14 protein-coding genes are annotated in these 12,116 nt (G+C 40.2%); 4 read left to right on the top strand and 10 right to left on the bottom strand.

Annotation, left to right across the window (positions count from 1 at the left end):
* Positions 1–12: 12 nt before the first annotated feature.
* A complete protein-coding gene (dapA, locus tag MTO68_RS00415; protein ID WP_004718795.1) occupies positions 13–909 on the bottom strand; it encodes a 4-hydroxy-tetrahydrodipicolinate synthase in 897 nt (298 codons plus the stop codon).
* Between the two features lie 484 nt (positions 910–1,393).
* Between dapA and pncA the strand changes: the two genes are divergently transcribed.
* Positions 1,394–2,029, top strand: a complete 636-nt coding sequence (gene pncA / locus MTO68_RS00420; protein ID WP_244014589.1) for a bifunctional nicotinamidase/pyrazinamidase — start codon at positions 1,394–1,396, stop codon at positions 2,027–2,029.
* A gap of 93 nt (positions 2,030–2,122) precedes the next feature.
* A complete protein-coding gene (locus tag MTO68_RS00425) occupies positions 2,123–3,076 on the top strand; it encodes a bile acid:sodium symporter family protein (protein WP_004718792.1) in 954 nt (317 codons plus the stop codon).
* A gap of 60 nt (positions 3,077–3,136) precedes the next feature.
* On the opposite strand, the gene MTO68_RS00430 is transcribed toward MTO68_RS00425, so the two are convergent.
* Both MTO68_RS00430 and MTO68_RS00435 read right to left on the bottom strand, forming a co-directional pair.
* Positions 3,137–3,607, bottom strand: coding sequence for a DUF523 domain-containing protein (locus MTO68_RS00430; protein ID WP_034611128.1), 471 nt, complete (start codon positions 3,605–3,607; stop codon positions 3,137–3,139).
* Positions 3,607–4,125 (bottom strand): GNAT family N-acetyltransferase, encoded by a 519-nt coding sequence (locus MTO68_RS00435; RefSeq protein WP_244014591.1) that lies wholly within the window; start codon positions 4,123–4,125, stop codon positions 3,607–3,609. Before MTO68_RS00435 ends, MTO68_RS00430 begins: the two co-directional genes overlap by 1 nt.
* Positions 4,126–4,230: 105 nt before the next feature.
* On the opposite strand from MTO68_RS00435, the gene MTO68_RS00440 reads away from it, so the two are divergent.
* On the top strand, positions 4,231–4,500 hold the full coding sequence (locus tag MTO68_RS00440) for a DUF4031 domain-containing protein (RefSeq protein ID WP_004718783.1): 270 nt from the start codon (positions 4,231–4,233) through the stop codon (positions 4,498–4,500).
* A gap of 140 nt (positions 4,501–4,640) precedes the next feature.
* Positions 4,641–4,961, top strand: coding sequence for a metalloregulator ArsR/SmtB family transcription factor (locus MTO68_RS00445; RefSeq protein ID WP_004718782.1), 321 nt, complete (start codon positions 4,641–4,643; stop codon positions 4,959–4,961).
* Positions 4,962–5,072: 111 nt separating this feature from the next.
* Here the strand turns inward: MTO68_RS00445 and MTO68_RS00450 are convergent, their stop codons facing one another.
* The 7 genes from MTO68_RS00450 to ribE form a co-directional block, all read right to left on the bottom strand.
* A complete protein-coding gene (locus MTO68_RS00450) occupies positions 5,073–6,044 on the bottom strand; it encodes a cation diffusion facilitator family transporter (RefSeq protein WP_004718779.1) in 972 nt (323 codons plus the stop codon).
* Positions 6,045–6,470: 426 nt separating this feature from the next.
* Complete coding sequence (glmS, locus tag MTO68_RS00455; RefSeq protein WP_034611139.1) at positions 6,471–8,309, bottom strand: glutamine--fructose-6-phosphate transaminase (isomerizing); 1,839 nt, start codon at positions 8,307–8,309, stop codon at positions 6,471–6,473.
* Positions 8,310–8,321: 12 nt separating this feature from the next.
* Positions 8,322–9,686, bottom strand: a complete 1,365-nt coding sequence (gene glmU, locus MTO68_RS00460; protein ID WP_244014593.1) for a bifunctional UDP-N-acetylglucosamine diphosphorylase/glucosamine-1-phosphate N-acetyltransferase GlmU — start codon at positions 9,684–9,686, stop codon at positions 8,322–8,324.
* Positions 9,687–9,707: 21 nt separating this feature from the next.
* Positions 9,708–10,184 carry a phosphatidylglycerophosphatase A gene (locus MTO68_RS00465; protein ID WP_016539097.1) on the bottom strand — a complete coding sequence of 159 codons (477 nt, stop codon included), beginning with the start codon at positions 10,182–10,184 and terminating at the stop codon, positions 9,708–9,710.
* A 22-nt stretch (positions 10,185–10,206) separates the two neighbouring features.
* Entirely contained in the window at positions 10,207–11,124 is a 918-nt protein-coding gene (gene thiL, locus MTO68_RS00470) for a thiamine-phosphate kinase (RefSeq protein ID WP_244014595.1), read from the bottom strand.
* Between the two features lie 11 nt (positions 11,125–11,135).
* Positions 11,136–11,585 carry a transcription antitermination factor NusB gene (gene nusB / locus MTO68_RS00475; protein ID WP_004718751.1) on the bottom strand — a complete coding sequence of 150 codons (450 nt, stop codon included), beginning with the start codon at positions 11,583–11,585 and terminating at the stop codon, positions 11,136–11,138.
* Positions 11,586–11,588: 3 nt separating this feature from the next.
* Positions 11,589–12,059, bottom strand: a complete 471-nt coding sequence (ribE, locus tag MTO68_RS00480; protein ID WP_004718750.1) for a 6,7-dimethyl-8-ribityllumazine synthase — start codon at positions 12,057–12,059, stop codon at positions 11,589–11,591.
* Between the last annotated feature and the right edge of the window lie 57 nt (positions 12,060–12,116).

Here is a 12,116-nt window from a genome sequence, read left to right on the forward strand (position 1 = left end):
ACTAAGCTCTTATTAAATGAGACCCACTGCTTTGAGTTCTTCACGCAGTGGTGCACGGTATTGTTCTGCTAGGGGAGTTAATGGTAAGCGAATGCCAGTACCAATTAATTCCATTTCATGAAGTGCCCATTTCACTGGAATTGGGTTCGATTCGCAAAATAGAATATTGTTTAATTTTGCAACTTGGTCATCTTTGCTTTTCGCTGTTGCAGCATCACCTGCAATTGCAGCGGCACAAAGTTCGCTCATGATTTTTGGTGCAATATTTGCTGTCACTGAAATATTGCCGTGGGCGCCTAACTGAATCAATTCACTCGCAGTCGCATCATCACCTGAATACACCACCATGTTTTTGCCTTTTAAGCCATCAATCAGCTCTTTACCACGGGGAACATCGCCAGTCGCATCTTTAATTCCTACGATTTGAGGAATATCTGCTAAACGAATCGCAGTGTCGTTGTGCAGATCTACACCAGTACGACCAGGTACGTTGTAAAGAATGATAGGTAAATCAACAGCTTCAGCAACTGCCTTATAGTGTTGGAATAAACCTTCTTGCGTTGGTTTATTATAATAAGGGGTAACTAAAAGTGCGGCATCTGCGCCGAGTTGTTTGGCTTCTTTGGTGAGTTCAATCGCTTCGTGTGTCGAGTTTGCACCAGTACCGGCAATAATTGGAATACGTTTATTGGCAACACGGATAATTTCTTTAATTACTTCTGTGTGTTCTGCCATGCTAAGAGTAGATGCTTCGCCAGTTGTACCGACAGCAACAATACTATTAGTGCCTTGTTCTATGTGCCACTCAACGAGCTTCTCGAGACCCTTCCAATCTACGCTGCCATCTTCAAACATAGGGGTGACGATTGCGACAATTGAGCCTTGAATGGTCTGTGCTTGCTGAGTCATTTTAAAAAAATATCCTATTTTTCCATCCACATGCGTTTGAGTAAACAAGGATTGGGATGGTTGCAGTATTTTGATTTGAGCGTGAAACAATCATCTTAAAGATTGCCTAATGCTTATGCAAATTATGACTGATTCAGCGTGTCAGAACAATATGCTTTAGTCAAAGCTTGGAAATTCTTTAACAAAAGCAACAAATCACTCACATTTCCAAGCAATTTTTTTTATTTTCAGTTTTTTATCAAACTTGAACAGCGTGCAGTTTTAATCCCAATGCTGGGTAAAATCTATTCGCGCTAGAAAACAATTTTCTATTGGGCGGCGGAGTCTCGCCGTTTAGAATCTAGCGAACCGTTCTAGATGATTTCTTGGTTGATTTTGATAAGACGCTCGCAAATGTACGCTGTTATATTGTATGTTGAGTCATCGAGTGTTTAAATTTTTACGATTAAAATAATAGTCATTTGGCCAATATAAGGGTAGGGAAATGTTGCAATCTGAGCGTAGTGCCTTGATCGTTGTTGATGTACAAAATGGTTTCACTTCAGGCGGAAATTTAGAAGTTGCCCATGCTGAGCAAATCATTCCAACCATCAATCAATTGGCACGACATTTTGACAATATCGTACTGACCCAAGATTGGCATCCTGAAAACCATATTTCATTTGTTGAGAATCATCCCAACCGTAAAGCTTATGAGCTGATTCAGTTAGATTACGGCCCGCAAGTATTGTGGCCATCACACTGTGTACAAGGGAGTAAAGATGCCGAATTTCACCCTGATCTAAACATACCAACTGCTCAACTGATCATTCGTAAAGGCTTTCGTTCTCAAATTGACAGCTATTCAGCCTTTATGGAAGCCGATCATAAAACCACTACAGGCTTGGCGGGCTATCTTAAAGAACGCGGTATAGATACGGTGTATATCGTGGGGATTGCAACAGATTTCTGTGTCGCATGGACGGCCATGGATGCCGCCAAGTTAGGCTTTAAAGCCTTTGTGATTTCGGACGCCACCAAAGCGATTGATTTACAGGGTTCTTTACAACATGCATGGCAGGAAATGCTGGCTGTGGGTGTAAAACGCGTGATCTCAAAAGAGATTTTCAATGCAGCATAAGCATCAAGACTTGCATCATTTGAGAAATATTACTGTTTTAAAACATCTTGCTTTAAGATAAGCCGAAATCCTCAATCTGCTTGGGTAGGGACAATGTCAGCAATTTTACGTTTTAGTCAGTTTGTACAAAAAACTTTTGCCCTGTGGGTTGTGGTATTTGCCTTTATTGCCTTATGTTTTCCAGCAGCATTTGTCTGGATGAAAGCATATATTCCATGGGTTTTAGGGATTATCATGCTGGGAATGGGCATGACCATGACCGTGGACGAATTTAAGAATGTCTTGTCAAATCCCAAAGCAGTTGTGATCGGTGTCGTTGCACATTTTGTGGTGATGCCCAGTGTGGCATTCTTTCTTTGTAAAGTTTTTAATTTACCACCCGAAATTGCGGTAGGGGTAATCCTTGTCGGCTGTTGCCCTGGAGGGACAGCATCCAATGTCATCACCTATATGGCCAAAGGAAATACTGCTTTATCCGTCACATGTACATCTGTTTCAACGTTTTTAGCGCCTATTTTGACACCTGCAATATTCTATGTGTTAGCCAGCCAGTGGATTCCGATTGATGCGGGTTCAATGTTTATCGATATTCTTAAAGTGGTGATTTTTCCAATTATTTTGGGCGTGATTTTAAGAAGCCTATTTAAACAAAAGACTGAGCAATATATTCAAGTGATGCCTTTGATCTCTGTGGTTGCCATTGTGGTGATCGTGGCAGCAATTATTGCAGCCAGTAAGGCTTCAATTTTGCAATCGGGCTTGCTGATTTTGGGTGTGGTGATTTTACATAATGGTTTAGGCTTTTTATTAGGGTATTGGGCAAGTCGTCTATTCAACTTATCTTATCCTGACTCCAAAGCTGTTGCGATTGAAGTGGGAATGCAAAATTCTGGTTTAGGTGTGACCTTAGCGGCGATACATTTTGCTGCATCTCCAATAACCGCAGTGCCAAGTGCTATTTTTAGTTTATGGCATAATATTTCTGGGCCTGTTTTAGCCACGTATTGGGCAGCGAAAGCCGATAAAATGGCTGAAAATAAACAATAATACTATTTTAAAATTTACGTTTCCTTTAGAGAGCTTTGGCTCTCTTTTTATTTATAGTGCTTATTCATACGCTAACTGTTTTAAAAACTCATCCTCAGTGAGTACGCTAAAGCCATGTTGTTCGAGTAGGGCTGCAGTAACCCCTTTACCCGATATTTTATGTCCTGAAAATGATCCATCATAAATCATCTGTGAACCACAAGAAGGACTGTTGGCTTTTAAAATAATATGTGTAACTTGATGGTATTGGGCGAGTTTTAGGGTTTTTTCTGCACCCAGAATAAATTCAGCTGAAACATCATCACCATTGGCGTCTTTTACTTTGGCTTGTCCCCTTAAAACCTGATAACCATCACCACCTACGATTTCAGCAGGTTGCCGAGGTGTACTTAAGCCGCCTGAAACTTCAGGGCAAATCACCACGGCTTGTTGAGTGTCTAGCAGTTGTTTAAGCTTGTGTTGTAGGCAGTTCTTGGCATCGTAGCGAACATTTTCACCTACAAGACATGCACTAATCAGATATTTTTTCATTATCTTGAGGTTAATTCGAGTTGCATTAAATCCATACCAATATCATATAAATCTGTTTTAAAGTCGATGCTTAATTTCTCTGTAAAAGCAAAATTTTGATAGAATTTTTTTGCACGGGTATTGGTTGTTAATACTTCCAAAAATACAGAAGCTTGTTGATGTTCACGTGCAATATCAATCGCATTTTGCATAAGCGCAGATGCAAAATTTTTCCCAACCGCCTCTTTAAGCAAGTAAATTTTCTGTAATTCTGCACCAATAATATCTAGATGGGGTTCATATTGATTGAGATTTAGCTTGGCATATCCAATAATTTGCGCTTGTTCATTTTCAAGCAATAGCCAAACTTGATCAGGATCTCGCAGAGATTCGGACAAATTTTCTAAACTAAAATTTTGATTGAGAAAGTTTTGTAGACCTTGTTCTGACCAAAGATCAGCAAAATGTTGGCGATATGTGGTGCAGGCAAGCTGATTGAGTTGCTTGAGATGGATTGGCGTGGCTGGATAAATTTTCATTATATGTTGTCATCAAATGACGCTTTGCTATACCTTGAATTTGTATTCAATCATGGATGAATTTCATGGGATAATCAATCCGAAATAGGGAAAATGAATCTTGTTATGAGTGTGTATGTCGATCGCGCAAAAGTTCCGTTTAAAGGCCAAGAATGGTGTCATTTGATGGCAGATACACTGGAGGAATTACATCACTTTGCGCAAATGCTGGAAATCGATGCCCGTTTATTTCATCGCTCAGCCTCTTATCCGCATTATGATATTACCCTGCAAATGCGTGTGATGGCGATTGCTTATGGCGCAATTGATGCCGATCGAAAAACCATTATTGCTTGTGGAAAGAAACTGAAGTTACAACTTAACCAATCTTTATAAAGAATTGGTTTTTTATTTAAGCTTGATAAAACCGAACCTCCAGAAAAAGACTTTATCGCGATTAAGTCTTGTCCTTATGAGAAGCACAAGAGTAGAATCTTTTATGATGAAAAATTATGAACAACGATTGTGATTAATATATGACTTTTAAAGACGGCTCAACAGAAATATCGCAAGACGAGATTATTATTCTGGCTGAAACTTTTCGACTTTTAGGAGATGCCTCACGTCTCAGAATTCTTTTATTCTGTATGCGTGGACCTAGCCCAGTTGGCGATATCTGTGAAGCACTCGATTTGTCGCAATCTTTGGTTAGTCATCATTTACGTTTATTACGTTCAGCACGCTTGGTGAAAAGTGAGCGTCAGGCCAAACAAGTCTTATATGAAATCGCTGATACGCATGTCAGTCATGTTCTGTCTGATATGGCAAAACATATTGCAGAAGAGCAGTGTGGTTAAATTTTCTATTTTTCAAATCGATTATCAAAAGCAAAGTGAATTTCAAAATGTGGATGCCACAAGGCAACAATCAATGACCTTGTGGCAATTTGTGCTTGATCCATATTGATCTTAATGACTATGTCCAGCATGAGGATCAATTTTTGTCGGTTTTTCAAGGCTACAGCTGCTATCACCTTGCCAATCAATCGCGACAGTTGGATGTTCAATATCAAATTTGGTTTTTAATTCATGTTCAATTTGTTCGGTGAGTGTCTTGATATCAACACCTGCTTCAGGTTGGACATGTAATGTTGCCATTGCTCTTCCTGAAGTAATCATCCATACATGAATATGGCTAATTTTCTGAATGCCTTGAACGGATTTTAATAAGTGAGTGGTGATATCTGTTGTATTCGCATTGGCAGGCGCACCTTCTAATAAAATATGAATGGTTTGTTTAAACAAAGACCATGCACTGCGCAATACAAGTAATGATACAAGCACAGACAAAATCGGATCAATCGGTGTCCAGCCTGAGTACCAGATGACGATTGCAGCGATAATTGCAGCAACAGAACCCAATAAGTCACCCATCACGTGCAGAATTGCACCTTTGATATTTACATGATCAGTATCATCTCGTGTGAGATACCATAAAACAAAGATATTCACCAACATACCAACAATTGCGACAATAAACATCGGTCCTGCAAGTACGGGTTGAGGTGATTGAAAGCGTACAATCGCTTCATAGACGATCCATCCAACAATCCCAAACAGGGTTAGAGAATTGATCAGGCCTGCAATCACTTCAAAGCGCATATAGCCGAAAGTACGTGATTTATCCGCAGTACGACGCCCAAAGCGAAATGCTGCATATGCTAATCCTAATGCAAGTGCATCCGTCATCATATGGCCTGCATCAGCTAACAGTGCCAATGAACCAGATATGATTCCCCCAGCAGCTTCAACAAGCATAAAACTGAAAATAATGAAGAAAGAAATCAGAATTTTTCTTTCATTTCCTGTAGTTGCTTCAGGTACATGTGCGTGGTTGTGATCACTATGGCTATTATGGGGATGATTATGATTGTGTCCCATAAGGACCTCTGAATTGGATTATTTACATATGAATATATGTTCATATGTTTGTTTTGTCAAATAACTTCATGTTAATTTTTTATTGCATTGTGAATCAAAATTTCAAAAAACTGATGCCATAAGGCACTTAGGTTTAATAAAACAGAATAAAGTTTTTAAAACGGACTGATTCACTTTCGGGCTTATCTACTTTGATGCGAAGTAAAAAGGAGGCTATTTTTCGCTAAAGGATCTTGTTGGTTCAAGTTTAGTTTAGGGTGATTGTTCTGGTTGAGGTTATTTTAAATTGATGTATCTATAAAAATTAGGCATAAAAAATCCACACATTCATGCAATTTTAGCGCATGCTTTGTGTGGATTACTTAAGCTATTGATATATGTATGAAACTTAATTTATTTCATACACTACAATAAGTAACTGATTGATTATTCAACCGTAACTGATTTTGCTAAGTTTCTTGGTTGGTCTACGTCAGTACCACGTAATACCGCAACATGATAAGACAATAACTGTACTGGGATACTGTAAGCTATCGGTGCTAACCAAGTATTGACCGTTGGAACATAGACAACATGTTGACGATCTTTAGCCACGATACCGCTATTTTCATCTGCAAAAACAAACAGTTCACCACCACGTGCTTGGACTTCTTCCATATTGGATTTAAGTTTATCCAGCATGTCATCATTCGGTGCAAGAATCACCACAGGCATATCATTGTCGACCAATGCCAGCGGGCCATGTTTCAATTCACCTGCAGCATAACCTTCAGCATGAATATATGAAATTTCTTTAAGTTTTAATGCACCTTCAAGTGCAATTGGGAATTCTGTACCGCGACCCAAGAACAAGCAATGCTGCTTCTCTTTAAACAGAACAGACAAACGTAAAATTTCTGTATCATTTTGTAAGGTATCCAAAATGACTTTAGGGATATGCCACAACGCAGAAGTGATTTCATCAAGACGTTCAGCTGAAATGGTTTGCTTAACCTGACCAAGTTTAAGGGTCAATAGCATCAAAGCTGCGAGCTGTGTGGTAAACGCTTTGGTTGATGCGACCCCAATTTCAGGACCAGCCAAGGTTAATAAATGATGATTTGTTTCACGAACCATAGACGAGGTCGCGACATTACAAATCGTCATGGTGTAGATATTTAAGCCTTTTGCTTTAGCACGCTTTTGTGTATCACGTAATGCAGCCAAGGTATCTGCAGTTTCACCTGATTGGGAAATACAGACATACAAGGTGTTATCTACAATCACAGGCGAGCGATAACGGAACTCGCTGGCAATTTCAACTTGGCAAGGTAAATCAATCAGTTGTTCAAACCAATATTTTGCAATCATTCCAGCATGGTAGCTGGTACCACAAGCAAGCACCTGAATTTGCTGAACATTTTTAAAATCTATATTTGCATTTTGTAAGAAATCTTCTCGTAGTGTATTGCCATTTAAAGCTTGAGAGATCGTTTGTTGAATTGCTTCAGGTTGCTCAAAAATTTCTTTGAGCATGTAGTGTTTATACTCACCTTTAGAGGCATTACTCACGGTTGCATCCAGTTCTTTCACTGGACGATCAACCAATTGATCATTAACAAAAACTTCAATCGTTTCACGAGTTAAACGCGCAATATCACCTTCTTCAAGATAGATAAAACGGTTGGTCACAGGTAATAGTGCCAATTGGTCTGAACTAATAAAGTTCTCACCGATACCAACACCAATGACTAAAGGTGAGCCTTCACGAACAGCAATTAATTCATCTGGGTAATCGGTATGCACAATCCCCAGTGCATAAGCGCCTTTTAGTTGAGGTACGATTTCTTCAACGGCTTTTAATAAATTTGGCGATGATTTCAATGCTTCAGTAATTAAGTGAGCAACGACTTCAGTATCGGTTTGTGATGTAAACACATAACCCAAAGCTTCAAGATCATCTTTAAGCTCTTGGTAGTTTTCAATAATACCGTTATGTACCACTGCAACATGGCCAGAAATATGTGGATGGGCATTATTTTCAGTTGGTTTACCATGGGTTGCCCAACGTGTGTGTGCAATACCCACAGAACCTAAAATATTCGACTCTGCAACCGCACCTTCTAAATTTGCAACTTTACCGACACGACGTTCACGTAAGATTTGCCCCTGATCAACCAGTGCAACACCCGCAGAGTCATAACCACGATATTCAAGACGTTTTAGGCCTTCAATTAAAATATTTGTAATGCTTCGTTCAGCAACGCCACCAACAATACCGCACATAATAATATCCTCTTATTTCTTGACCTTTTGGGGACGTTGATAATTTTCTTTCGAAATTTGTTTTGCACGTTCAAATGCAAGACTGTTGTCTGCTACATCATGGGTAATCACTGAACCCGCACCTGTGGTTGCGCCATGACCAATTTTAATCGGTGCAACCAGTGAGTTGTTGGTTCCAATAAAGGCATTATCACCAATGATGGTTTTGTGTTTATTGGCGCCATCATAATTACAGGTAATTGTACCTGCACCGATATTTGAACCCGCACCAATTTCTGCATCGCCTAAATAGGTGAAATGATTGGCTTTTGAACCTAGACCAACAGAAGAGTTTTTCACTTCAACAAAGTTACCGATATGAACTTCATCTGCCAATTTTGCACCTGGACGTAGTCGTGCAAAAGGACCAATATGTACATCTGCACCAATCACCGCATCTTCAAAAACACTATACGGTTGAACTTTGGTTCCTGCCGCAATTTGGGTATTTTTAATAATACATCCCGCACCAATTTCAACGCCATTTCCGAAAGTACATTGACCTTCAATAATCACATTAATATCAATACGAACATCAGTACCCGCCGTGAGTTGACCACGTAAATCAAAACGTGAAGGGTCAATCAAATGCACGCCTTGTTGCATCAGTGATTTGGCTTGATAATTTTGAAATTCACGCTCTAATGCTGCAAGTTGAATGCGATCATTTACGCCTTCAACCTCAAAAGCCAATTCTGGTTGAATGGATGCGATTTCCATACCATCCGCTAAAGCCATTGCCACGATATCGGTCAGGTAGTACTCGCCTTGAGCATTGTCATTGCTGAGTTTCGGTAACCATTCATGTAATTTGGTATTGCTGACACAGTAAATACCTGTGTTGATTTCTTTAATTTGACGTTGTTCATCAGAAGCATCTTTATGTTCAACAATCGCTTGGATTTTTCCATCCTTACGTACGATACGACCGTAGCCTGTAGAATCTTCAAGCGTTAATGTGACTAAACCGATGCCTGTTTGACTGGATACATCAAGCAAACGTTGTAGGGTACTTTGTTGTACACAAGGCACATCACCAGAAAGGATCAAAGAAATGCCGTCTTGGGGTAAAACAGGTAAAGTCACTTTAACGGCATGACCCGTACCAAGTTGTTCTGTTTGCTCTACCCATTGAATATTTTCATGTGCAAATGCATTTTGAACCAGATCACCACCGTGACCAAAGATTGTAATGATATTTTTTGCTTGTAATTGTTTTGCTGTTTCAATCACATGACCGAGTAGTGGACGTCCTGCTAACGGTTGGAGTACCTTGGGTAAACTAGAACGCATACGTGTTCCTTTACCTGCAGCAAGAATGATCACAGTTGTAGACATATCACACCTAACAGATCTGGCTTAAGCCATTTTAAAATATAAATAAATCACGATACATATTGCTGCCCAGAGGCCTGCAATAATATCGTCAAGCATGATCCCAAAGCCACCATCAACTTTTTGGTCAATGACACGAATAGGCCATGGTTTCCAGACATCAAATAAACGGAACAGTGCAAATCCAACCAGTGCCCAAATCCAATTCATTTGCCCTAAATAAATCAAAGGCAGGAACGTGATTGATTGCCCAGCAAATTCATCCCAAACAATACGCCCATCATCATGTACATGGATAATCTCTGCGGTTTTCCCACAAATCCAAATACCGACCAATGACATGATTATGATGGCCAATATGGAGCCATAAAAACCAATTGCAAGCCAAATCGGAATAAACAAAAGCGCAAACGCTGAGCCAAATGTACCTGGTGCTTTAGGCGCTAGGCCTGAACCAAAGCCCACACCGCAGAACACAATAAAGCGTTCAGCCCATGTCATACTTTTAAAGACAATCGGAGGTTTATGCAAAGTGTTGGTACCCTTGAAGTTGAAGTGGATGGTCTAAGCCATCTTTCTCAAATACAATCCCAGATTTTTGTGTAACTTGGCCGATGATTGTAGTGGTTACATTTGGTTTTAATTGCAAAAGTTTAGCATAATTTTGCATAGTTATTGTAAAGCATAACTCATAATCATCTCCGCCCGCTAAAGCATATTTCCATTGCTCATTGTCGCTGAGTTGCCTTAAAGCTGGCTGAATCGGAAGTTGATTTAAATCTATTTTTGCACCGACACCCGAGGCATCTAAGATATGCCCGAGATCTTGAGCAAGCCCATCTGAAACATCAATCATACTGGATGCCAAGTCTTTTAACATAGCGCCTAATTCGCAGCGCGGTGTTGGGTAATCTAGACGTTGTTGTAGGGGATGTCCTAAATGTTTTAATCCAAAAGCGGCATCACCAATCGAGCCACTGACTACAATTAAATCATCGACTTGTGCGTCAGAACGGGTAATGGCTTTACCTGTTTCAATCCAGCCCAGTGCAGTGACGGTAATGGTGAGATGTGGACTTTGCGTGGTATCACCACCAATTAAACGTACGCCAAATTGATCGCAACAATCATATAAACCCTGACTAAATTGTTTTAGCCAGTCATGATCAATTTGGGATAGGCTCAATGCAAGTAAAATACTGTGGGGTTTTGCACCCATTGCGGCAATATCTGAAAGATTGACAGCAACAGATTTCCAGCCAATGGCATGTGGAGAGGTTTCTAGCGGAAAATGTCGACCAGCGACAAGGGTATCCGTACAAATCACCAATTGATGATTCAAAGGCGGGGAGAGCAGAGCTGAGTCGTCACCGACGCCTAAATCAACATCAGTTTGCTGCTGACGATTGAAATAGGTCTCAATAATTGAAAACTCAGCCATGTAAAAACAACTTATTTGCTTTGTTGCTTTTCTGCTTCACGCAGGCTTGTTGCTAAACGATCTAATACACCATTGATGTATTTATGACTGTCAGCACCACCAAAGTGTTTTGCCAGCTCAATGGCTTCATCGAGTACAACTCGATAAGGGACTTCAAGATGGTCTTTGAGTTCGTATGCACCTAAACGTAATGTAGCAAGTTCTACACCGTCCAATGCACTCAGTTCACGATCCAGAACAGGAACAAGTAAAGCATCCAATGCTTCATGGTTTGCGATCACGGCTGTGAGCAACTCATGATAATAGCCGAGATCCACTTTATGCATTGCGTTTTCAACACGGGTACGTGCTTCAATTTCATGCACTGGGTTGTGGCTCATTTGCCATTCATAAATCCCTTGTACAGCAAAGCGACGTGCTTTACGTTTTGCTGCATAAGTAGCTTGGAGTGTTTGCGACATGCTTTAAATTGCCTTTAACAGGTTAACCATTTCAATAGCAGTAAGGGCAGCTTCACCACCTTTATTACCTGCTTTTGTACCAGAGCGTTCAATCGCCTGTTCAATACTATCCGTAGTCAATACACCATTGATTACAGGTAGGCCAGTATCTAAACCAACTACACCTAAACCTTTGGCACATTCACCTGCAACGAAGTCGAAATGTGGCGTACTACCACGAATCACTGCGCCAAGTGCAATCACTGCATCGAATTTACCAGAAGCTGCTAGTTTTTTAGCCACAACTGGAAGTTCCCATGCGCCCGGTGCATGAACGACAGTGATATTATCATCGCTTACACCATGACGATGCAATGTATCAATTGCACCTTCTAATAAATGTTCAACAACAAAGCTGTTAAAACGACCAACTAAAATCGCGTAACGGTCTTCGCTCGCGAGATGTAATAAACCTTCAATTCGGCGAATCGCCATGGCAACCTCGATAATTTAACAGATAAGTGGTTGTACAGACTGCTTTTATTTCCCGAC

The sequence above is a fragment of the Acinetobacter sp. NyZ410 genome, assembly GCF_022828975.1.
In the GTDB taxonomy this organism is placed as follows: Bacteria; Pseudomonadota; Gammaproteobacteria; order Pseudomonadales; family Moraxellaceae; genus Acinetobacter; species Acinetobacter guillouiae.

What these genes read in the sequence shown, in the direction of transcription:
- MTO68_RS00435 (WP_244014591.1), bottom strand. Translation starts at nt 4,125, where the DNA reads ATGAAAATTTATCCAGCCACGCCAATCCATCTCAAGCAACTCAATCAG.
- MTO68_RS00430 (WP_034611128.1), bottom strand. Translation starts at nt 3,607, where the DNA reads ATGAAAAAATATCTGATTAGTGCATGTCTTGTAGGTGAAAATGTTCGC.
- pncA (WP_244014589.1), top strand. Translation starts at nt 1,394, where the DNA reads ATGTTGCAATCTGAGCGTAGTGCCTTGATCGTTGTTGATGTACAAAAT.
- MTO68_RS00440 (WP_004718783.1), top strand. Translation starts at nt 4,231, where the DNA reads ATGAGTGTGTATGTCGATCGCGCAAAAGTTCCGTTTAAAGGCCAAGAA.
- dapA (WP_004718795.1), bottom strand. Translation starts at nt 909, where the DNA reads ATGACTCAGCAAGCACAGACCATTCAAGGCTCAATTGTCGCAATCGTC.
- MTO68_RS00425 (WP_004718792.1), top strand. Translation starts at nt 2,123, where the DNA reads ATGTCAGCAATTTTACGTTTTAGTCAGTTTGTACAAAAAACTTTTGCC.
- ribE (WP_004718750.1), bottom strand. Translation starts at nt 12,059, where the DNA reads ATGGCGATTCGCCGAATTGAAGGTTTATTACATCTCGCGAGCGAAGAC.
- MTO68_RS00450 (WP_004718779.1), bottom strand. Translation starts at nt 6,044, where the DNA reads ATGGGACACAATCATAATCATCCCCATAATAGCCATAGTGATCACAAC.
- thiL (WP_244014595.1), bottom strand. Translation starts at nt 11,124, where the DNA reads ATGGCTGAGTTTTCAATTATTGAGACCTATTTCAATCGTCAGCAGCAA.
- MTO68_RS00465 (WP_016539097.1), bottom strand. Translation starts at nt 10,184, where the DNA reads ATGACATGGGCTGAACGCTTTATTGTGTTCTGCGGTGTGGGCTTTGGT.
- nusB (WP_004718751.1), bottom strand. Translation starts at nt 11,585, where the DNA reads ATGTCGCAAACACTCCAAGCTACTTATGCAGCAAAACGTAAAGCACGT.
- glmS (WP_034611139.1), bottom strand. Translation starts at nt 8,309, where the DNA reads ATGTGCGGTATTGTTGGTGGCGTTGCTGAACGAAGCATTACAAATATT.
- MTO68_RS00445 (WP_004718782.1), top strand. Translation starts at nt 4,641, where the DNA reads ATGACTTTTAAAGACGGCTCAACAGAAATATCGCAAGACGAGATTATT.
- glmU (WP_244014593.1), bottom strand. Translation starts at nt 9,686, where the DNA reads ATGTCTACAACTGTGATCATTCTTGCTGCAGGTAAAGGAACACGTATG.